Source organism: Verrucomicrobium spinosum DSM 4136 = JCM 18804 (assembly GCF_000172155.1).
Classification (GTDB): Bacteria; Verrucomicrobiota; Verrucomicrobiia; order Verrucomicrobiales; family Verrucomicrobiaceae; genus Verrucomicrobium; species Verrucomicrobium spinosum.
Window position 1 is genome coordinate 7,738,025 of record NZ_ABIZ01000001.1, and the last position, 21,116, is coordinate 7,759,140.

The 21,116-nt window shown below is 59.4% G+C and carries 14 protein-coding genes and 1 pseudogene; 3 read left to right on the forward strand and 12 right to left on the reverse strand.

Going from position 1 to position 21,116, the window contains the following annotated elements:
* Nucleotides 1–51 precede the first annotated feature (51 nt).
* The 8 genes from VSP_RS31185 to VSP_RS31225 form a co-directional block, all read right to left on the reverse strand.
* A complete protein-coding gene (locus tag VSP_RS31185) occupies nucleotides 52–1,128 on the reverse strand; it encodes a hypothetical protein (protein ID WP_009965675.1) in 1,077 nt (358 codons plus the stop codon).
* A 242-nt stretch (nucleotides 1,129–1,370) separates the two neighbouring features.
* Nucleotides 1,371–3,257, reverse strand: coding sequence for a 1-deoxy-D-xylulose-5-phosphate synthase (gene dxs / locus VSP_RS31190; RefSeq protein WP_009965677.1), 1,887 nt, complete (start codon nucleotides 3,255–3,257; stop codon nucleotides 1,371–1,373).
* Between the two features lie 32 nt (nucleotides 3,258–3,289).
* On the reverse strand, nucleotides 3,290–3,661 hold the full coding sequence (xseB, locus tag VSP_RS40350) for an exodeoxyribonuclease VII small subunit (RefSeq protein WP_009965678.1): 372 nt from the start codon (nucleotides 3,659–3,661) through the stop codon (nucleotides 3,290–3,292).
* Nucleotides 3,662–3,771: 110 nt separating this feature from the next.
* The gene (locus tag VSP_RS31200; RefSeq protein ID WP_157211163.1) at nucleotides 3,772–5,571 is read right to left on the reverse strand and encodes an ArnT family glycosyltransferase; all 1,800 of its coding nucleotides are present in this window, start codon (nucleotides 5,569–5,571) and stop codon (nucleotides 3,772–3,774) included.
* Nucleotides 5,572–5,662: 91 nt separating this feature from the next.
* Nucleotides 5,663–7,096, reverse strand: coding sequence for a sigma-54-dependent transcriptional regulator (locus tag VSP_RS31205; protein ID WP_009965680.1), 1,434 nt, complete (start codon nucleotides 7,094–7,096; stop codon nucleotides 5,663–5,665).
* A gap of 768 nt (nucleotides 7,097–7,864) precedes the next feature.
* Nucleotides 7,865–8,581, reverse strand: a complete 717-nt coding sequence (locus VSP_RS31210; protein WP_009965681.1) for a hypothetical protein — start codon at nucleotides 8,579–8,581, stop codon at nucleotides 7,865–7,867.
* Entirely contained in the window at nucleotides 8,578–8,964 is a 387-nt protein-coding gene (locus VSP_RS31215; protein WP_009965683.1) for a BlaI/MecI/CopY family transcriptional regulator, read from the reverse strand. The genes VSP_RS31210 and VSP_RS31215 overlap by 4 nt, the downstream gene beginning before the upstream one ends.
* 788 nt (nucleotides 8,965–9,752) lie before the next feature.
* Nucleotides 9,753–10,082, reverse strand: coding sequence for a hypothetical protein (locus VSP_RS31225; RefSeq protein ID WP_009965686.1), 330 nt, complete (start codon nucleotides 10,080–10,082; stop codon nucleotides 9,753–9,755).
* A gap of 425 nt (nucleotides 10,083–10,507) precedes the next feature.
* On the opposite strand from VSP_RS31225, the gene grpE reads away from it, so the two are divergent.
* The 3 genes from grpE (at nucleotide 10,508) to VSP_RS40355 (ending at nucleotide 13,196) form a co-directional block, all read left to right on the forward strand.
* Nucleotides 10,508–11,080: a nucleotide exchange factor GrpE gene (gene grpE, locus VSP_RS38295; protein ID WP_009965688.1), complete on the forward strand. Its 573-nt coding sequence runs from the start codon at nucleotides 10,508–10,510 to the stop codon at nucleotides 11,078–11,080.
* 51 nt (nucleotides 11,081–11,131) lie between these two features.
* Complete coding sequence (gene dnaJ / locus VSP_RS38300) at nucleotides 11,132–12,283, forward strand: molecular chaperone DnaJ (RefSeq protein ID WP_009965690.1); 1,152 nt, start codon at nucleotides 11,132–11,134, stop codon at nucleotides 12,281–12,283.
* 169 nt (nucleotides 12,284–12,452) lie between these two features.
* Complete coding sequence (locus VSP_RS40355) at nucleotides 12,453–13,196, forward strand: lipid-A-disaccharide synthase N-terminal domain-containing protein (RefSeq protein ID WP_009965692.1); 744 nt, start codon at nucleotides 12,453–12,455, stop codon at nucleotides 13,194–13,196.
* Nucleotides 13,197–13,229: 33 nt separating this feature from the next.
* Here VSP_RS40355 and VSP_RS31250 read toward each other — a convergent pair whose 3' ends face one another.
* The 4 genes and pseudogenes from VSP_RS31250 to VSP_RS31275 form a co-directional block, all read right to left on the reverse strand.
* A complete protein-coding gene (locus VSP_RS31250; protein ID WP_009965694.1) occupies nucleotides 13,230–14,096 on the reverse strand; it encodes a tannase/feruloyl esterase family alpha/beta hydrolase in 867 nt (288 codons plus the stop codon).
* A gap of 220 nt (nucleotides 14,097–14,316) precedes the next feature.
* A pseudogene (locus VSP_RS38310) lies at nucleotides 14,317–15,373 on the reverse strand (transposase).
* A 210-nt stretch (nucleotides 15,374–15,583) separates the two neighbouring features.
* Nucleotides 15,584–16,084, reverse strand: a complete 501-nt coding sequence (locus VSP_RS42825) for a hypothetical protein (protein WP_157211164.1) — start codon at nucleotides 16,082–16,084, stop codon at nucleotides 15,584–15,586.
* Nucleotides 16,072–21,042: an RHS repeat-associated core domain-containing protein gene (locus VSP_RS31275; RefSeq protein ID WP_009965699.1), complete on the reverse strand. Its 4,971-nt coding sequence runs from the start codon at nucleotides 21,040–21,042 to the stop codon at nucleotides 16,072–16,074. Before VSP_RS31275 ends, VSP_RS42825 begins: the two co-directional genes overlap by 13 nt.
* Between the last annotated feature and the right edge of the window lie 74 nt (nucleotides 21,043–21,116).

Consider the following 21,116-nt stretch of genomic DNA (forward strand, 5'->3'; position numbering starts at 1 on the left):
TAGCCTGTCCTCTGGCATTCCGAGAGATGGGTCGCCAACCTCTACACCTGCTCATGCAACATTGTTCCCAGCTGCCTCCCCCGCCCGGAGAGCCGCCGGGACGCCCAGGGAGAAGAAGTAGTTCTTCGTGGAGGCCATGAAGTGAAACATCTTCGTGTCAGGATGAGCTCCACGAAGTTTCATCGCACCCCGACCAACCCGGTAATCTTCCGGGAGCGGTCGCGCCCGGCCGGAGCGGTGCGCCAGCATGCCAAAGAGCGTCTGCTCACTCAGGATCGGGATGGTCACGCCCTGCTCTTTCATCCGGCCCAGCCAGCGCTCTATCACCGCATAGTCCAGGATCTCGTCCTTGTTAAAGGACATCACCCCGGAGTTGAACAACGGCTGGACACGCGTCTCACAGGCGTGCTCCACGCGGGCCTGCAGATCCGGAAGACGAAACTCCGAGGCGATGGTCTCCAGCGGTTCACGGAAATGCTCATTGTACAGGAGTCCCGTCTCCGGCTGCTCCAGGGCCTGCAGCAGTTCGACCGGACGCGCCACGGTGATGACATCACTGTCGAGGATGAGGATGGATCGCGTGCCTGCGGTGCAGCCCAGGTTGAAGAGCTTCAGGGAGAAGTCGAACCGGGTGCGGGCCTCCCGACAGAGCGGCAGACGGTCAAAGTACTGCTGGGCGCGGGCATCCGTCTCCTCCCGTGACAGGACCGTGAGGCAGGGGAACAGCGCCTTCAGCCTTGAGGCGCTTGCAAAAGTGAGGGACCCGTCATCGTGGACGATGATCTTGTAGGGCACCTCGATGTATCTTACGAAAGACCAGATGGCCCACTCTGCCATGACCACGTGCCCTTCACAGAGCATCATGTGAATCTCGAACCGGGGCTCACCTTCCTTTACGGGCAGACAGGCCAGCTCTTTGCTCAGGCAAAACTCCTGCTGGCACATGTACTGATACAGCGCCCCATACGGGACCCGGGGCCAGCCTGTGTACAGCAGCGCCCCATGAAAGAGCCTTCTGCCGAGCACATAGCCCCACTTGGGGGCCAGCGCTGCCAGGCCCTGCTTAAATCGGGACCAGAGGCGCTTGGCAGAGCGGACGGAGAGCGGGCTGACACTTGCTACATTCACAGTTCAGAGGCGGATCCTTCATGCCATACCAGGGGTGACAGACAGCGGAGGCCTGCCTTCCGGCTTTGGGCGGAGAGGCCGAACCGTAGCAAAGGCACGGCCATCCTTCACGCACGTTTTTTTGGAGCGTGCACTTTCCGGATGGATTTTCACACCATGTGGAAAAACAAGAATTATCCGCAAGCAAGGCCACCAAAGGAAAAGGCCGCCTGGTCTCCCAGACGGCCTTCCTTGGAAAAAGGCTACTGCAGCAAGGCGAGAATCTTCTCCACCGCAGCTTCAGCCGTCATACCATGCTTCTTGCGAAGGATGGCAGGAGTGCCGTGCTCGATGAACTCATCCGGCCAGCCCACGCGGGCCACGGGCGTCTTGATCCCGGCATCGTTGAGGTGCTCGATGACCGCACAGCCAAAGCCGTTGTGCAATACATGATCTTCAAAGGTGCAGACCACCTTGCACTGCCTGGCGAACTGCTCAATGACCGCCGTGTCCATGGGCTTGATCCAGCGGGGGTTGATCAGGGCGGCATCAATGCCACGGGCTGCCAGCAACTGCCGGGTCTGCTCTGCCACCTCGAACATGGAGCCCAGACCAATCAGAGCCACCTGCCCCTGCGACTCCACCACCTCGGCCTTGCCGATCTCCAGCAGAACAGGCTTGTCCTTGGGCGTGGCTCCGGTGCCGCTGCCACGAGGATAGCGGATGGCGATGGGACCGCCTTCGTAGTGGGCCATGGTCCAGAGCATGTCCACGAACTCATCCTCATCCTTGGCCTGCATGTGCACGAGATTCGGCACCAGACGCAGGTAACCAATGTCAAAGAGACCGTGGTGGGTGGGGCCGTCATCGCCGCTCAGGCCGCCGCGGTCCATGCACAGGCGCACGGGCAGCTTCTGGATGGCCATGTCATGAATAATCATGTCATAGGCCCGCTGCATGAAGGTGGAGTAGATCGTGAGGAACGGCTTCAGCCCTTGCGTGGCCAGGCCACAGGCAAACAGGGCGGCATGCTCCTCTGCGATGCCCACGTCATAGTAGCGCTCGGGGATCTCCTTTTTGAAAACGCTCAGCCCGGTGCCTCCCGGCATGGCAGCCGTGATGGCCACGATCTTCTCATCCGCCTTGGCGAAGTCCGTCACACTGCGCGCATAGATCTGCGAGAAGGTGGGGGTGCCGCCGGCGATGGCTTCGCCCGTCTCGATCTTGTACTTGCCCAGCCCGTGGAACTTGCCCGGATCTTCCAGCGCCGGCTTGTAGCCACGCCCTTTCTCCGTGATGATGTGCAGCAGAACTGGCTCGTTTTGCGTCTTGAGAAACTCAAAGGTCTTGATCAAGAGCGGCAGGTCGTGCCCGTCGATGGGACCGTAGTAGCGGAAGCCAAACTCCTCAAAGATCACGGAGGTGGAGGCGCTGGGCTGGGAGTTGGTCGCCAGGAGGAAGCCCTTGGCGCTCTCTTCCACCTTGCCTGCCAGTCGGCGGATCACCTTGCCGCCAATCATCTCCAGCAGGCCAGCGGCCGTCTGGTGCAGATGGGCATACGTGGGATGGGTGGCGATGTGATTGAAGTACTTGGCAAGGGCACCGACGTTGCGGTCGATGCTCCACTCATTGTCATTGAGCACCACGATCAGTCGCTTGGTCTGCGCAGCGGCGTTGTTCAGCGCTTCAAACGTGGGGCCGCAGGTGAAGGCGGCGTCGCCCGCCACACACACCACATGCTCGTCAGAGCCGCGGAGGTCCCGGCCGACGGCCATGCCCAGAGCGGCGGAGAGGGCGGTGCCAGCGTGGCCTGCACCATAGGAGTCATGCTCGCTCTCAGTGCGGAGCAGGAAGCCATTGAGCCCCTCGTACTGGCGGATGGTGTGAATGCGATCCCAGCGGTGGGTGAGCATCTTGTGCACATAGCCCTGGTGGGCCACATCAAAGACGAACTTGTCCTTCGGCGTGTCAAAGACGCGATGCAGGGCCAGAGTCAGCTCCACGACGCCCAGATTGGGCCCCAGGTGCCCGCCGGTTTCCGCCAGGGTGGTGATCAGGGTCTGGCGGATCCGTTCTGCCAGCTCGGGCAGTTGCTCCTGTGGCAGTGCTTTGAGGTCGGCAGGCGAGTGAATGTCGGGCAGTTCCGGCATGGCAGTATGATCAAATAAGCTGGGCGGGCGGTCTAAAACAATCGGATCTCACCTTCGTTCGACTCTTCTGGGGCCGGTTTTTTTCGTGGGACACGGGGCTTGGGGCTCTCTTCTGAGGCTGGGTTGCCAGCAGCTGTGGGTGTTGCAGTCTCCTCCATGGCGGCGAAGTCACTGAGGGAGACCCGGCCTCGGCCATCCAGATCGGCCGTGATCATCTCCACCCGCTGGCGGGCACTTTCGATTCGGGAACGGCACTGGCTCAGCAGACGGGCCCCACGCTCATAGCTCTGCACCATCTCCTCCAGGGGCATGCGCTCGCTCTCCAGCGAGGACACAATCGCCTCCAGCGACTCCATCGCTTCTTCAAAGCTAAGGTCTTCAGGGAGGCGTTCTTCTTCGGTCATGGTGCAGCGAGTCGGTTACTTTGCCGCTTCGCGCCATCCTCGCAAGCGGAATGCGCTGTCACCTGAGGCCTCCCTGCCCCAAAGGGGGAAGGGGTGGGACGTGCCCCTGCCTACTTGGCGGCCTCCGCCTCCCAGCGACGGCGGTCTGACATGAAGGCCATCTGAACGAGGAATCGGGTGCCCACTGGCTGCCCAGCCAGGGGGAAGATTTCCTTGAAGGGAAAGGTTCCCGTGCTCAGCGTGTCCAGCCCCAGGCCGATGCCTGACCCACGGTACACCTCTGGAGCCCAGGCTCGATACTCGCCGGAAAAGACGTCGGTCACGTTCGACACCTTGGAGGACAAGGGGGTAAAAAGCATGCCAGCCACTTCTTCACCGTGCGCCCTGGAGCGGTCCCTCATCTCGTTGAACTGGGCCACCTCCATGGGAAGCCACACTGCCTTGCAGTCCGCGTACCACGCGACGGCCCAGGGCATGTCCGTGTACACCAGTTCCTTCTCATCGACATAGTCCTTCACCTTGGCAATCCGATCCGGGAGATAAGGCGGCCAGTGAGCGAACTGCCCTTTATTATAGAGTCCCGCCAGCACCTCCAGAGGCAACGCCCGGACCATGGGCAGGATGCTGATGAGCACCACCGTCACCACCAGCGCATTCTTCCCCCACCACCCAGCATGGGTGAAGCCCAGCCTGGCCCATAAGACGGTGAGAAACGCCAGACCATAGGCCGCAAAGAGCGGGATGAAGATCTGATGCATCTGGTTTTCATCGAACTCCTTGCCCGGCAGCCCCACGAAGCTCATGCCCACCAGTGCCATGCCCCACACAATGGCCAGCGCCCAGCGCAGGTTCCTTGTCTCCCCCTTTTTGAACGGGTGGAGCAACGCCAGAAAAAACATCCCTGCGGGCAGGACGGCACCGAGGTGGAGGTACAGGGTCCCGAACTGGTCGATGAGATTGCTCAGTGTCTTCCGGAGCAGGAAGCCCACATCCACCGGCGGACTGGTACCAGAGAAGTCCCGTAGTAGCCAGGTGTCCCCCGGCAACATCAGCGCCGCCTGCAGCATCGCCTTGCTGGAGCCGAGGGCATCTCCACCCACCATCTGATTGCGCCAGCCCCACGCCGCCAGCGCCAGGACGGATGGCAGCAGCACGGCCAGCGCCAGCGCCCGAGGCCGCAGCCAAATGGCCGCAGCCACCGTCAGTCCGAGCATCAACCAAAGCGCCATCCAGTGAGTCATCACCATGCATGCCGTCACCAGGCCCAGCCCCACGGCGTAGCGGGCCACGCCAGGGCGCCCCTCCTCCACCGCCTCCAAAGCACCCACCAGCCAATAGAGCGCCAGATTGAAAAAGAAGAGCAGCATCATGGGGGTGAGCCCGCTGCGCCCCACCTCCCAAAAATACTGGCACAACACCATCAAGATCACCGTCCAGCCTGCGATCCAGGCGTCAAAAACCCGCTGCACCGTCAGATAAGCGAGGCCGATGGAGGCGACAAAGAGAAGCAGCGACGCCCCTACGATGACCCGGTCCAGAGGGTAGATCCGTGAGCTTTCTGGAAACTTCCAGTGCCCTTTGAAAGCCTGCATCATTGGCACCATGAGCAGCGTGGGCAGAGGCGGCTGGTGCGTGTCCACCATCTGCTCCAGCGGAGCGTCCTTTCCCGCCTTCAACTGCTGCTGCCACGCGTAAGGCCGGATCAGCTTGGTGTGGAAGCCGTTCCCTCGTGCGATCTCCCGCGCCACCTGCGCAGCATCCATGGTCGCAGGGGACGAAATCCCCCGGAAGGTGGCAAAAAGCTGCACAAAGAACAGCGCCACGAGCACGGCAAAAAAGACCAACACCACTCCCCACGAAGGTCCGCTAACCCCTCCTCTGCGGCTGGTTTGATCTTGGGAGTCCATCATCCTGTTTACGGAGCGGCTGGTTTTAGGGCCTGACCTGCGGCAAGCATGAACTTGATCCCGCGAAATCCAAGAAAATTTGGCGGAAACAATTTCAATCGCTGTGCCGGCGGATCTTCTTCACGCGGTTCATTTCCTTGAGCTTGCGCTGGAGGGTGCGTCGGCTGAGGCCCAAAACCTCCGCCGCTTCGGTCCGGTTGTCACCAGTCCGTCGCAGCGCCTCCTCGATGATAGCCCGCTCCATTTTTTCCAGATTCAGATCATCACCCAGAGCGGCACTGCCATGGGCGCCCCCCTCTCCCGCAGGGCTGGAGCCCGCCGCAGCGGAGGAGCCAGGGGCCGGCGCAGGCCGGGATTGGAGGAGATAGCCGGGCAGGTGCTTCAGCCCCACCCGCGGGGAATTGCACATCACGATGCCGTGTTCCAGAGCCGTGCGCAGTTCGCGCACATTGCCCGGCCAGGAATAGGCCAGCAGCGCCTGTAGCGCCTCGTCAGACAGCGGCTTGAACGGCTTGCCATTGGCCTTGGCCAGCTCATGCAAAAACGCATCCGCCAGGATGGGAATGTCGCTTTTGCGCTCGCGCAGAGGCGGCAGCTTCACCTGCACCACTCGCAGCCGGTAGTAGAGGTCTTCCCGGAACTTGCTCTCTTGCACGAGTTTCCAGAGATCCTTGTTCGTGGCGGCCACCAGACGCACCTCCACCTTGATGGGCTTGTTGCCCCCCACCCGCTCGATGGTGTGCTCCCCCAGAGCCCGCAGGAGCTTGATCTGGATGTTGGCATCAATCTCCCCGATCTCATCCAGGAAAAGCGTGCCTCCGTCCGCCAGCTCGAAACGACCAATCCGGCGCTCCGTGGCCCCGGTGAAGGACCCTTTCTCGTGACCGAAGAGTTCGCTCTCCAGCACGTTCGCCGCCAGCGCTGCGCAGTGCACGGTCACCAGTTTGGCTGCCGGGCGACCGCTCAGGTGGTGGATGGCCTTGGCCACCAGTTCCTTCCCCGTGCCGCTCTCGCCCTCGATCAAGACGGTCGCTTTAGTGGGTGCCACCTGCTCGATGACCTCGAACACCGGCTTCATGACCTCACTCTGGCCCAGAATGCCCTCTATGGAGAATTTCTTCTCCACCTGCCGCTTCAGCTCGGAGTTCTCCTTCTCCAGCGTCCGGCTGCGGAGGGCCCGTTTGATGAGGATATCCACCTCATCCAGGTTCAGCGGCTTCGTGACAAAGTCGTACGCCCCACGCTTCATCGCCTCCACGGCCGTATCCACGGAGCCGTAGGCGGTCATCATGATGCAGATGGGCGGGTGCGACAGCTTCAATGCCTGCCCGATGAGATCCATCCCGCTCTCCCCGCCCAGGCGGAGGTCCGTGAGCATCACATCCACCGGATCCCCTTTGAGGATCTCCATCGCCTCAGCCGAATTGCCCGCCACATAGACGTCGAAATCATCCTCCAGCGACAGCCGCAACCCCTCCCGGGTGTGCTTCTCGTCATCGACAATAAGGATGGTGGCAGGCGTGGTCATGGGTGCGTGAACGCGAGCGCGTCAGAATGGCACAAAGCCCGAGAATAGGATAGGCGTCAAGGCAGGAGATGGCTGCGAAGCGAGGACGCGAGGAGAACGGATCGGACTACTCCTGCTGCGTCGCCCCGGGTGTAGTCTGGATGTGCCATCCGGCTCAGTTGCCTCGGGGTTTCAGGAACGAGCCGCGAGATCGAGTTAACGCCGCCGATAGGTTGCTTTTGGAAGGCGATCAACGGTTCTCTATGACACCATAGACACTCTTTTTGGTAGTTCACCGAGAAAGAGGAGGGGGGTCTTTTTGGCGTAACTTGGAAAAAGGGTGTCTATGGTGTCATACGCGCGGTGGGAAGTGCGGCATGTGGATCGCTGAGGCAGGGAGATTGCTCGTCCAGATGCCAGAGCACCCCTTGGGTCCTTGGTGGGCACTAGCTGAAGCGTCTGCAGCCCTCGCATTCCCGTCGATGTCACCACGTTTCGACGGGCTCGGCCCCTGCCACGCGCAGGACGCCGGCGCATGCCACTTCCCAGGCACCATGCTCCAATGTTAATCGGCTATCAACGCTGCAAGGGGCAGGTTCAAGGTGCACCCACTACCTCGCCCCCCCTGGTGGCGACCTCCTGAACGTTCCAGCGATTTTGCACCCGGTAGCGGGCGGGTACCAGATCCCATCCGGACTCTCCAAGGGCTCCACGAGTTCCCACAATAAGTTAGGCTCTTCGATGCGGCGATCGCCCTCCACGATTCGCACTTCTCTGAGCAGTCCACGGTCAAAACGACAACGGCAGCCAGATGGTCGCGCCCGTCGCACCGGTCAGCAATGGCGTGGCCAGCCCCGGCACCACCCGGCAGGACGGCACCTGCGCCATCTGTAAATTCCTCGACTCTCTAACCACCAGATCCACAAGCAGCACCTCTGCGGCCTGACCATGCCGGTGAAGCCACCCCAACCCACACGCCGCTCTGGCGAACCGCCAGCCTGCAACCAGGACCGCCCCACCAATCCAGATGGGAATCAACCAGCGCTCCGGCACTCTCAGCAACGGCTTCTGCAGATGAAACCTCGTGACTTCATGATCCGCAGGATGAACCCACGGTGGAAGTTCCGCCTTGGAAGGCGCAGCGAGAAACACCTGCCTGGAACCTTGCGGGGCAAGCTTCCAAGCCCGCGATCCTGTCTTTGGTGAATGCTCCAGATAGGTCCGCACATCCTCCGGCAATTCGTTTTCCTGCCCCATCAGAGTCGTGAGCCCTCCCAGTCTCCCCAAGTAACTTGGAGCCACCACCCAAACCAGCGTGACCAGCCAGCCGCAAAACGTTGCCCGCCACAACCAGGAGCGGAAAAGCGCGGACCGTCCCCTGCCCCACCAACTAAAGATGGACGCCAGTAGGTAGATCGCTGCCACCTTCAAGGCCGCCAGAAGCGCCACCGCCAAGGCAGGGTATAGCTCCTGAATCAGCACCCAATAGGAAAGCAGGAGGCTCATTTCTTCCGAGCCTCCTCGATCAAGCGGCTGAGTTGATCGGCTTCTTCGTCGGTCAGCTTCGTTTTCTGATGCCCCAGCAAGGCCAGCGCAGCATCCGCGACGGAGTTGGCGAAGAAGTTCTTCACGAACTCATGCAGCGCCTTCGTCTTGGCCGCAGCCTGGGGCACCGGCAGCTTGAACTCGTCCCGGCCGTTGACCTTTTCTTTGACCAGCATCCCCTTCTCCACCAGCAGGCGGAGAATGGAGCGCACGGCGGAATAGGTCGGTGCCTCAGGAAGTTCCTCCTCGATCTCCCGCGCGGTGGACTTGCCCAGTCGCATGACAATCTCAATCACCTGCCGCTCTCTCCGGCTCAGGTCTCGGGCTTTTGATGATTCCCACATGCCTGTTGAAATATCAACATGGGGACGTGTTGTCAATCACCATGTTGATTTTTCAACAGTCCCATGCTTATGGAGATGTGTTTGGCCGTGGAACTGTGGACTGATTTGTCCACTGAATTCCTGCCGTCTCGGTGTGTTCCGTGCGCCAAGGAAGATGCAGGGTGAGTCCAAGGCGGTGACTCGGTAAAACGACGATTGTCGCCACTCTCCTCCGCTCGCAAAACCGGTTGGGACAACCGGACTACGCCCGCAGCGGCAGCCGAAAGTAGAGCAGAGTGCCGCAATGGCGCATGCGTGTGCTCTGACGCCAAGGGCGTCAAACAAAGTAGCCCAGTCAGGCGAGGCACGAGCCGCCACCCTGGGTACATGAGCAGGGAAGGCGAATGCCGGAGGCATCCCAGCCATTAGACGCCGGGGGTTGAGCGTAGCGATAACCCCCGGAGAGCAAGCATCTGTTTCACCCCAGAGGGGTGACAGCAAGGTTCGCGTGCTGATGGAAGTCGCTGGCATCCGCTCCGGGATGCAATGCCCATTCTGATCACCCGGAGGTATCAGTCGCTACGCTCCTTCAACCATCCGGCTAATGGCTTCGATGCCTCTGGCATCGAGTAGCCCTTGGGCTCTTCAAGCCTTGCCGGCAATGGCGTGCTTTTCACCAGCGACATTGATACTCGCAAAGCACGGGACTTCGTCTTCATCGACAACCCATCCAAACTCGCCATAGGTGAGTTGATTGCTCCACCGCTCCATCCGGCGTTGAACGACACTAAGGTGCGGCAGCGAATGCCTTAGTGCCGCGAGGTCCATGGAATCAGTTCCAGCTCTTCTTTTCTCAAAACTCCCGGGAAAGGCGCAAACCCTTTGAGGAAGCGAGCTTCTTCGCTGTCGTCTCTGAGCAGATCACGCAACGCAGCCATTCCATTATCTGACGTCTGGACTGCCACCAGCATTTCCCGCCACTGAAGCAGACGCTTCTTTGCGCCGTGACCCGCTGCGAGCCAGCGATCTACATTGGCGATGGCAACGCCGATCCGCTTGGGGTCCGAAGCGAACTTTTCCGCGATGAGACAGAACCGATCGTGGCTTCTGCTGTCACCGATGGAAGGATTGCGAATCATGGCGAGTGGCTAACGCGAATATAGTCTGCTTCTCCGCAAATGCGACAGTCTTGCCGTCTAATCTGAGAAGACGCTCCCCGTGTCAGTTTGTCGCAATAGGGGCAAAACTGGTGCCCTGATCTGCCCCTTCGGCCTCATCCCACGGATATCAGACGGTCGCTCCCTGGCCGCCTTTCACGCCGAAAAATCAGCGTAACTCCCTGATCATGAGCAGCCCGCCACCATCCCTCACCTTACCAAAGTAACGTCAGGGCCACGCTAGGAACGGAATCTGCACCTGAGGCAGATTCGCCGTCCGGCCCTGCTGCTCCGTGATCCTACCGCCCCTTGCCACCAGCCTCTCTTCAGTGCATAGTCCCAGCCCCCTTGATCGGGCGGCAAAATTTTGCCGCTGATTTGCACTGCTTCCCCTTTCCTTTCTGCTCATGAACTCAACGACCGAAGAACCCATCGCAGCTCAGGAGTCTGCCGCTCCCGAGATCGAAACCCAGGCCGCTGAAGCCGCTTCCGAATCCCAAACCGCCCCGGCGGCCGCCGATCCCATCTCTGAACTTCAGGCAGAGGTGGCCAAGTGGAAGGACAGCGCCCTGCGCACCGCCGCTGAGCTGGACAACTACCGCAAGCGCGTGGCCCGCGAGACCCAGGAGAGCCGTGCGTATGCGAACGCGGACCTGCTGCGCGACCTGTTCCCCATCCTCGACAACTTCGAGATGGGTCTCGACGCCGCCAAGGCCGAGAGCGAGAAGAGCATGATTTACATCGGCCTTAGCATGGTGCGCCGCCAGTTGGCCGACTTCCTGCGCGACGCCGGGGTGGAAGAAGTGCCCGGCCAGGGTGCCAAGTTCGACCCGAATGTCCACGAAGCCGTGAGCCATGAAGCCAGCGCCGACCAGCCCGAAGGCACCATCCTGAAAGTGATGCGCCGCGGCTTCAAGCTCAAGGACCGCCTGCTGCGTGCGGCGACCGTTTCCGTGTCCAGCGGTCCTCCGGCGGCGTAAATCCCTGCACGGGCCCTCCTGCCTGCGCCCACCTGACCCTTTCCCTCCCACATGGCCTCCAAACGCGACTATTACGAAGTCCTCGGCGTCTCCAAGACTGCCACTCAGGACGAGCTCAAAAAAGCCTACCGCAAACTCGCGGTTCAATTCCACCCGGACAAGAACCCTGGCGACCATTCCGCAGAGGAAAAGTTCAAGGAACTGGGCGAGGCCTACGATGTGCTTGGCGATGAGCAGAAGCGCGCTGCTTACGACCGCTACGGTCACGCGGCGTTCGCCGGCGGCATGCCTGCCGGTGGCGGTGGTGGTGGTTTCCACGATCCCTTCGACGTCTTCCGCGAAGTCTTCGGCGGCGGAGCCGGTGGCGACATCTTCGAGAGCTTCTTCGGCGGCAGCGGCCGCCGGGGTGGACGCGGCGGCAACGGCCCGCAGCGGGGCAGCGACCTGCGCTATGGCCTGGAGATCACCCTCGAAGAGGCGGCCAAAGGCGTGGAGAAGGAACTCGAGTTCGAGCGCCTGGCCAACTGCAAGACCTGCAAAGGCTCCGGCTCCAAGAGCGGCGGTGGCACCAAACAATGCCGCACCTGCGGCGGCGTGGGCCAGGTCATCAGCGCCCGTGGCTTCTTCCAGATCCAACAGACCTGCCCGGACTGCATGGGCACCGGTCAGACCATCTCGGACCCCTGCGTCGACTGCCATGGCCAAGGCCGCGCGAAAGATCGCACCCGCATCCGCCTCAAGATCCCCGCAGGCATCGAGGAAGGCTCCCGCCTGCGCTCCAGCGGCAATGGCGATGCTGGCACCCGCGGTGGCCCCAGCGGCGACCTCTATGTGGTGATCAGCATCAAGTCTCACGACCTCTTCGAGCGTGAAGGCGCGGATCTCCATTGCGACGTTCCGGTGAGCTACCCCATCGCAGCCCTGGGCGGCGAACTGGCGGTGCCCACGCTGGATGGCAAAGCCAACGTTCGCGTCCCCGGTGGCACGCAGAACGGGGCCACCTTCCGTCTCCGCGGTCAGGGGCTCAAGCATCTGGACAGTGAACGCAAGGGCGACCTCTACGTGCACGTCCAGATCGCGGTGCCCACGAAGCTCAATGCCGAGCAGAAGGAGAAGCTTCAAGACTTCGCCAAGGCTCTGGGAGAGCACAACTCACCGCTTCAGGAGGGCTTCTTTGAGCGCGCCAAACGCTTCTTCACCTGATCGGCAACCTTTCGGAACCCGCCCGGCGCACTCTGCACCGGGCGGGTTCTCGCTTTCAGGAGGTCCCTTCCAATTCTGAATATGACGATCTGGTTACTTGCGGGGTCCTCCATCCTCCCGGAAGCCATACATTCCTCATTTCTAATTCCTAATTCCTAATTTTTAGAGCGTGTCCGACGGATTTCTTCAGCCCTACCTCGACTCCACCTTCGGCCACTGGCTCTACATTGACTCCGCGATGTGGACCGCGGTGGGCTTTCTGGGAGCTGCCATTTTCGGCAGCCGCTTCGTCCTCCAGTGGTTGCAGAGCGAGAAGGAGAAGAAACTCGTGGTGCCCTGGTACTTCTGGCACCTCAGCTTCTGGGGCAGCGTGCTGAACCTGCTCTACTTCCTGCACATCGACAAAGCCCCGCTCATCCTGGGCAACTGCTTCCTGCCCTTTCTGTACGGGAGAAACATCATCTTCCTCCGCCAGACCCAGGACCGCCGTCGTGGTGGCGGCCGCATGGTCATGGCAGGCGTGGTGGTGCTCATGCTCGCCACCTTTGGCTACACCGCCCTGACCAGCCCAGACGCGAAGCTCCGCCAGGATCTGCAAGCCCTCAAGGACATGGAGTCCATCGTCCAGGGGGTTAAAGGATACTACGCCGAGCACCACCAGCTTCCCAAGGGTGCCACCTCTGAAATGGTACGTGAACTCATCAAGGACAATCCCCGGCACATCGCCTACATCAATGTACCCAAGGACCGCCTCGACAAGGAGGGGGCCTGGCTTGATCCTTGGGGGCAGCCCTACCGGATCTTTGTCTCAGGCAACCAGGTCATCATTCGCTCTGCCGGCAAGAATGGGCAGTTCGACGATGGTCTGGATGACAAACGGGATGACATCCTTGTGCAGGGTGCGGTGAACTGAGACGCGACAGGAAGAGATCTCCCTGAAGGCAAGTCAGTCAGCCGCCGGGGGAATGAACCGCGCGGAGATTCGATCCACGCCCAAGCGCGGCCCATCGATCTTCTTGAACCCGCCAGCCTCATCCCAGCCCGTTTTGCCCGGATAGGGATAGACCGGGATGTCGATCTCGGTCTTGCCGTTCACGATGCGCTGGCCCTGGATGACGTCCGGCACCACATTCTTCTCGCGCCAGTCCACCACCAGCTTCAGCATGTTGGGCAGCTTGTTGATGCCGGGCCCGGGCCCATGGCTCATGCCGGGGACCAGGTAGAGGCGCAAAAACGAGCGGACCTTGTCAAGCGACCCAAAGTGCTCGGCCGTGCGTTCGTAGTAGTCGATGGAGGCATGAAAAGGCACCACCGAGTCGGCAGAGCCCGAGATCATGAGCAGCTTGCCGCCGCGCTTCTCGAAGGCACTGAGATCCGGGTTCTCGGCATTGAGGTAGGGTGCCAGCGCGGCAGCATAGGTGCCAATGTCAGCCCCGAAGTTGAGCTCCGCCAGATTCTTGTCCGGACCAAAGACCCAGCGGAAGAGGTACAGGTGGCCATGCGCCGCCTTGAAGGAGCTGCCAAAGGGGATGCCGCAGAAGATGCGCTCCCCGGTCACAGAGTGCTTCGGACCGTCGAAGAGCTTGCGCATGGCCTCGGCGTGCTGGTCCGTGAGCGTGGTGTCTTTTTTCCTGGCCAGGGCGATCACGGCCTCGATGTCCGCTTTGTTGCAACGCGGGTCTGACACCAGCTTCCCGGCGGTTTGAGGAATTTCCCGTGTGGCCATGTACTCATTCCCGGCGGCGATGATGTTCGCCTCCTGAGACTCTGTGAACGGACACTGGCGCGGAATCTCACAAGACAGGCTATACACAGGAAAAGAATCGAAAATCGCAATTTTAACCTCATTCAGGGCATGCCTCCGATCTCTGCCATAGCCTGCTACCCATGGCGCACTTACGGAGTTGGTTTCGCGCCGTAAATCAACACCACCTCTGGGCACGGGTGTACAGACTCACCAGGGGATCGCTGGTCATCATTCCATTCCCTTCAATAATGGCTCCCCTGCCTTGCGGCAGCCTGCTTCACTCTCATCACACCACACCGATTCTCGGTGCCCGAAAGGCAAACATCCCGGCGAAACTCCCGCCCCTCATGGCACGTGCTCCACGTTTGCGCCGGGCATCAAACTGGTCCCGCCGCACCTCAAAGAACTCATCTACAAAATCCCGGCTTCCCAAGGCCACACCCAGAGTGAAATACGTCACCCGGTGACGCAGCGTCTCCGCGAAGGTAAGACTACCGTCTTCGGTGCGCACCTGCTCCACCACCTGGCGCTTGATCCCTTTACGCAGGACCCGGCTGTCGGAACCGTGACCATCTCGAACCTCCTCCCCCTGGCCAAAGAGCCATACCCGATAGCCGGAAAAGCACTTTAGCCGCACTGGGAAGCCGCTGCGAACCCCCTGGCTGGTTCCGCTCATGCGCCCGGTGCTCGCTCGTGATCGTGTAAAGGGCTGACAACGCCTTGCGCCCACCCGCCACCGCCTCCGCATAGCTGCACCAGCGGTAGTCCTTGGGATCCTCCACCAGTCCCGCCCGCACCGGGTTGAGATCAATGTACGCACTCATCACCGAGAGCGTGGCTAACTCACCTTCCAGCAACACACTGGTGAACCGCTCCTCCCAGAGCGTGCCCTTGCGATTCTCCCGCTTGTTGAACCACAGGCTGAAGCGCTGTTTGAGCTCCTTCATGAACTGGCTCACATCCCACATCCGGCCCAGGTATCTTTCCTTGAGTTCTTCGGCCGCCGCGTCATGCCCCTGGCTGCGAAAGGTTTCCAGCGTATCCTTGAGCATCCGCACCGCCGGCTTGGAATAGATCAACGCCGCCTGCTTGAGCAGCCAAGAATCCGAATACACCGCCCCTTCAGGCCGCTTCCTGACCTCCACCATGATGTGGAAGTGGTTGGACATCACGCAATAGGACAACACCCGCACCTGGCAAAAGCCTTCATAGGCCCGCATCAAGCGCACAAACTGCTCCTTCTCCTCCGGCCCAAACGCCAGCCGCCTCTCGACCACCCGAGAAATGCAGTGGTAGTAGGCAACCGGGACTAGCGGATCGGCAAAGTATCGAGGCGAAGCCATGGCGGCCCCATCGCCCTAAAAGACTGCGCAGTCAATTTCCTTCTCTTGTAATAGCCTGTCTCTTCGCACTACTTCAGAAGGGGATTGGTTTGACGCTTACTACGCGCCCACAAGACCGGTGGACGCTGACGCTACCCGACTTCCCCGCCCTCCGGTCGGCTCTTGAAGGCTTCGGGTTCGCAGTGTTATGAAACCTTGAGGTATACCCACTCACCTCGTTAGGCGCTCTATGTCCAGTTGCTTCTCCTTCATTTGTTCTTCAAGTTGCAGCAATGTATCGGGCACGTTTGCCTTCATCAGGTCAATCACTCTTCCGTTTAGCTTTGGAAGTCTCATTTTCACATACTTTGGATGAGACAAGATCAGATCACCGTCAGGCAGGTAAATCCAGCCTTCAGCTACTTTGCCTCCATCAAAATCCAAGAACTCAACGCGCGCAACGACACCAACTGATGGAATCTCTGGTGCTTCTTCAGATTCGGCCCGAAGAGCTCTTGACAGATCGCTTGCCCAACCGCTTGCATTGATGCTGCCAACCGGGACAGACACGAAAGCTTCGGCTCGGGTGAAAGGATCTCCGTTCAATTTCTCAACAAAGACATTGCATTGAGAAATCTCAGATCGGCCGGCCACTCTCCACCACCAAAAGATGGCGAATGTAGCCACGAGCAGTAACAGGATAGCAATAGTTTTTGGTGTCACTTTTTGCACGGGTGTGGGATATGTTTGCCGCAGAATGCGAGCGAATTATGCATATTAAATTTCTCGGCCCATTTAACATAATCTTTTTCGCACCAGATCTTGATCGTGACGGTCTTGCCTTGGCAACATTTTTCATTGCAAATTTTATCAGCCTTCTCATGGGCTTGCTTTAGCATTCCTGGCAGTTTTGCGTTCATTTTGTCGAAGAAGTCAATTTGATCCTGTTGCAACTCCGGATCTACCAAAACGTCATCCTCACCAATTCGGGACATAATATCCATTGATGTATCCAAAGACCAACAACTCAGCGTCCCGAACGCATATCCACAGGGCGCCTTCCAGTTCTCATTTTTCCTCTTCTTCCAAAGCGTATCGATCGTGCTCCAGTGACCAACGTGAAGTTCGATTGAGCAATCGTCAGATAGACCCAGTTGATCAGCGCGATTCACTGGATCATTTCGAACCATGCCATACAAGTTAAGACCTCCTCTCTCCGCGATCGGGTCCCGTGAAAGCCACCGACCAAGTTCGGGATCATAGGGTCTATAGGTGGCCAAGGACAAGCCACTCTCATGCCACCAATGGCCAGTATATCCCCCTCCCCACTCCTCCACACCGTCGACGCGTGTGCGTTTGCCCCAAGGCGAATAGCTGTATGATGCCGTCACAGCGCCGTTAGATCCAACGACGACCCTGACAGATCCCAGATGATCCTTCAGCAAGAAACGCTTTCCGGTCTGGTTCCCTTGCGGATCAAGGATCTCGACGCCACCGCTCCAAAAACGATGCTTGCCACCGCCCACCAGACGCTCCTCGAGCAGGTTGACATCTTCCCACACCCATTCACGAACCGGAACATCGTCCTTTCGTTCACCAATCCGCCTGTTGGCTCCATCGTAGTCGAAAGACCATGAACTATTTCCTGCCTCAAAACTGACCAGCCGGTTGCGTGCATCCCAACTGTAGGCACGCGTGCCGTCATTCTTGAGATTGCCATCATTGTCATATGTCAGGATCTTATTCTCACCGCTGCCGTTGTCGACCCGCCACGTCTCGGTGACGACGTTTCCCCCTTTGTCGGTGGCCGCTATCGGAACATCATGGGTTCCGGCACCCAGGTTGGTGGTCAGTTCAAAAATGCCATTTGGGCGAACAAGTGCCGGCAGTCCGTTGACATTTACCTTTGAAGCCTCATTAACCTGGCCGCGAAACCATGTCATCCCGCCTGAAGCGAGCTCGGTCATCTGGTTGAGATTGTTAAAAGTGGCCGTTCTGGTACGATTGCCATCCTGGGTCAGGGTGCGGTTTCCGCTGGCGTCATATTGCTCTCGCCATACTTTTTGCATGCCCGGAGAAAGGGGCGCTCCAAGGGGAGTCTCGACCACGGCGGTCATTTGATTGGCAGCGTCGTAAGAGATCTCCAATCGCCTGCCAGTGCCTAGGCCGGGTTGTTCCTGGTCCCAGGTTGCAATTCCACCATCGGCATGATACGCATAGCTGTAACGAGCCAGCACCGAGCTTCCAGGACCTTCGTGGACGGTTTGCACCAGTCGGCGATCAGCGTTCACAGGCAGCCGGCTGTATGTGGTTACCAACCCTGTTACAGGATATTCAAACCTCGAAAGCACCCTGCTGTTACCAACATACGTTGGTGTAAATGTTCCAAGAGGATTGGTCATGACAGCCACACGTCCTAAACTGTCAAAGGTATAGCTTTCAGTTCCTCCTCCGTAACTCCAAGCACAGAGGCGCCCCCACTGATCGTAGGTATAGGCAACAGTATCATCAGCCAAAGGCCCATCTATCTCACTGAGGCGCCCCAACACATCATAGGTGTAATCTGTCGTCTTCATGCCATCGATCCATGTAAGCTGGCGCCCCAGTTCATCGTAGGTGTAGCTTTGGCTAGGCAGGTCTGGATGGGTGACGCTTTGCAGTCGACCATGGCTGTCATAAGTGCATGTCGTCTGACGGTTTTGTGAATCCCTCCTCCATAACAATCGTCCCGAACTGGCTTCATATCCGTAGGTCAGTCGACTGTTATCAGGGTATATTTTTGCCGTCACACGGTTCCCACTATCATATTCCCAACGAATCCACTCACCTCGACCGAAACGCACCTCCTTCACATTACCAACTTTGTCATAGTTGTAAGTTGTCGTCTGTCGGCCAGGGCTCACGGCAGTAGACAACCTCTTCAAGGCATCATACCCGAAGCGTGTCACGCCCCCATCCCGAGCCGTGACACTGTTCAAGTTGCAGCAGCTGTAGGCATTGACCAGGGTGGTTGCATCCGGATAGATCGTCTGCAGCCTCCGATTCAGGTCATCATAGGTGTGCAGCAGCGTGTAGCCGCTGCTGTCGGTTTCCGAGACCGCCCGTCCCGCATCATCATACACATAGGCGGCCTGTACGATTTCGGTGGGATGCCCATTGGCCTGGAGCTTCACCGTTTCCAAGTACCCTTGGGCGTCATACTCATAGGTGGTCACATCCCCCTTGGGATTCGTCGTGGTCACTAATTGTCCCCGGACATTACGCGTGTACTCCGTGCGCAGGCTCGCCTGATCCTCCTCCGCCGTGACATCTCCAGTCACCGGGTCATACTCGGTTTCTGAGAGCACAGTCTCCACACCGTCCACTGTACGCTTGGTGCGCACCTCGTCCACATCATTGGCGGCGTATTCGTAGGTAAATAGGATTCCGTGACCGTCGTCATGGGTCAGCACCTTACCTTTGCTGTTGTATGTGTAGGTGTCCGCACCCATGGGACTGGTGGTTTGCCCAGGCTGCCCCCCATCGCTGTAACCCTCGTAGTAGCTTGTGCCACCTCCCTGGTGGTCCGTTGAACTAATCTCCCCTCGTCCATTCACCATAGTGAAGTGATGCACCGTCTTGACGGTTCCCTGCTCGCCTTCTTTGTAGTGGTTCTTGTCCCGGTGCCAGTAGACACGGCTGTACCCGTCAAAGTGGTGCTCTTCTTTCGCCCCCATGGCGTCCGTCACTGTGATGCGGTAGTTCTCCCACATCACCCCACCCGGTGGCGGGTAACGATCCATACTATTGTTGATGCCATCCGCTGGCTCCGTGTAAAACTGCGTGACGCCGCTCGGTGTGGTGATGGCACTAAGGAACAACTCGTTGGTGCGGGTCACAAACTGCTCTGGGTCGTTGAGATCCCGCTCCCTTACTTGCGCCGCGGTGGTGTAGGAGTAGCCATAGGCAACTCCACCCATGTCCGTCTGACCGGTCAATCGACCATTGCCATCGTAGCTGAAGGTGACCTGCCGACCGAACGGATCGTCGATATGGGAGACTTTCCCGTTGCCGCCATAAACAAAGGTCCAGGTCCCCGTTGGGCTCAGTGTTGTGACCGCCGCCGGATGACTCACGGCCGTGATGGCCCCCTGGGCATTGTGGGTGATGGTAACCGCCGTTCCATACTTGTCCGTCATGGAGAGCAGCAGGCTGGACGCGCTGCTCCCGCCCATGGCTGGCGGCACATCATAGAGAAACTTGGTGCCTGCCGCGTCAGTCAGTTCGAAGCGGTAGCTGTGCCCCGTCACCTTGGTCAGCGTCTTGGTGGCGTTGCGCGCATCTGAATTGTAGCCCCCGCTGCCGTCAGGGGTGAAGTTCTCGCCCTTTCCTGAACCCGTAATGACTTTCACACTCCCACTGGGATCCACCACCAGATACGAGGCATAATTGAGCATCCACTTGTCTCCAAATGGACGGATGGCAATGAGCGAGTCCAGGCTGTTGTAGGTCAGCCCGATCCTCACACTCTTGCCATAGGGGGCATCCCACCACATGGGAATGTCCTTGACCACAAGATTCATGTTCATCTCGTTGATCGACCATTCCGGCATGCCGTAGCAGGAGCTGCAGCCGCCGCCCTCGTCATCGCAACACTCCTCGCAAAGATCGTCTGGATTACGAGGCAGGCCGCAGCATCCACCCATGGCTTCCACCGTCTCCTGAACCGATGCCAGACGCACCCCAGGGGCGCTCACCTCAGAGAACACCGTGGCCAATCCCGACCACTGGGCGACAAAACCCTTGTGGTCCATCGCCACCGTATGGCCCACACGCGTGTCATACACCTTCAACTTGCCGTCCTGCTCCCGTCCAACAACTGCCACGAAGTGCCGGTCACGGTAGTGGGCCACTAGCGGCAGCGGCAGCTCTTTGAGCGTGGCCCCGCTGGCTCGCACTGTGCGGGCCGCCATGCCATACCGACGGGCTGTCTGCTCCAGCTCCTGGATGGTGAATCCATGCGGGCCGGCCGCATCCAGTGCGCGCAGTTCCCGCGCGTTCGTTTCGTTCCCCATCACTTTGCAGATTTCACCAAGGGACTTTTGCCCACAGTCCCTCAGCGCCGTCTCCTTGGCCTTCATCAAACTCAAGGCCCGGATCCAATAGGACGCATAAGTCATACGCGCGGGATCCCCGTCATTGGCCCTTAGCTGGGCAAAGAGCTCCGACGCCTTGCTGAGTTCACCACGGTCCATGGCCACCACGCCAAGACGCAGCAAGGCCTTCTGATGCATAGGTTGCCCCAGGTCCGCCCTGGTCTGGGAGGCCTCAAACCACTTTTGAGCTTCGTCATATCTGCCAAGGTACTGGCTGGCACAGCCAAGGTGCAGCTCAGACTCCGCTGCCCACGGACTATCGGGATACTTGGTCAGGTGATCGAGAAACAGCAACTGTGCCTCGTCATAGTCATGGAGGTTCCACTTCTGAATGGCTTTGCCGAACTCCAGATTGTCCTCTTCTTGCTTCTTGCGGGCGGAGGGATCAGCGATGGAGGCAGGGTCAGCCGACCTGGTCGGTTGCAGTTCCTCGCCCAACTGTCCTGCCATGCGCAGATCCTTCTCCGTGGGCACCTTCGTCAGATCGAGCAACCGCAGCGTGGTTTTTTCGGTGGGGCGGGCCTCCGAAGTCCAACGTTTCTGATCTTCGGACATCTGTCCCCAAGCCCGCCGCGGTGTTGAGGGAACTTTCGTCGTGGTAACCAGGGTTGTGCCTGCATTTGGCGATG

Excerpts from the sequence above, each read along its gene's own strand:
- VSP_RS31210 (WP_009965681.1), bottom strand. The coding sequence starts at position 8,581 with ATGAGCCTCCTGCTTTCCTATTGGGTGCTGATTCAGGAGCTATACCCT.
- VSP_RS31275 (WP_009965699.1), bottom strand. The coding sequence starts at position 21,042 with ATGTCCGAAGATCAGAAACGTTGGACTTCGGAGGCCCGCCCCACCGAA.
- dxs (WP_009965677.1), bottom strand. The coding sequence starts at position 3,257 with ATGCCGGAACTGCCCGACATTCACTCGCCTGCCGACCTCAAAGCACTG.
- VSP_RS31215 (WP_009965683.1), bottom strand. The coding sequence starts at position 8,964 with ATGTGGGAATCATCAAAAGCCCGAGACCTGAGCCGGAGAGAGCGGCAG.
- dnaJ (WP_009965690.1), top strand. The coding sequence starts at position 11,132 with ATGGCCTCCAAACGCGACTATTACGAAGTCCTCGGCGTCTCCAAGACT.
- xseB (WP_009965678.1), bottom strand. The coding sequence starts at position 3,661 with ATGACCGAAGAAGAACGCCTCCCTGAAGACCTTAGCTTTGAAGAAGCG.
- VSP_RS31205 (WP_009965680.1), bottom strand. The coding sequence starts at position 7,096 with ATGACCACGCCTGCCACCATCCTTATTGTCGATGACGAGAAGCACACC.
- VSP_RS31225 (WP_009965686.1), bottom strand. The coding sequence starts at position 10,082 with ATGATTCGCAATCCTTCCATCGGTGACAGCAGAAGCCACGATCGGTTC.
- VSP_RS31200 (WP_157211163.1), bottom strand. The coding sequence starts at position 5,571 with ATGATGGACTCCCAAGATCAAACCAGCCGCAGAGGAGGGGTTAGCGGA.
- grpE (WP_009965688.1), top strand. The coding sequence starts at position 10,508 with ATGAACTCAACGACCGAAGAACCCATCGCAGCTCAGGAGTCTGCCGCT.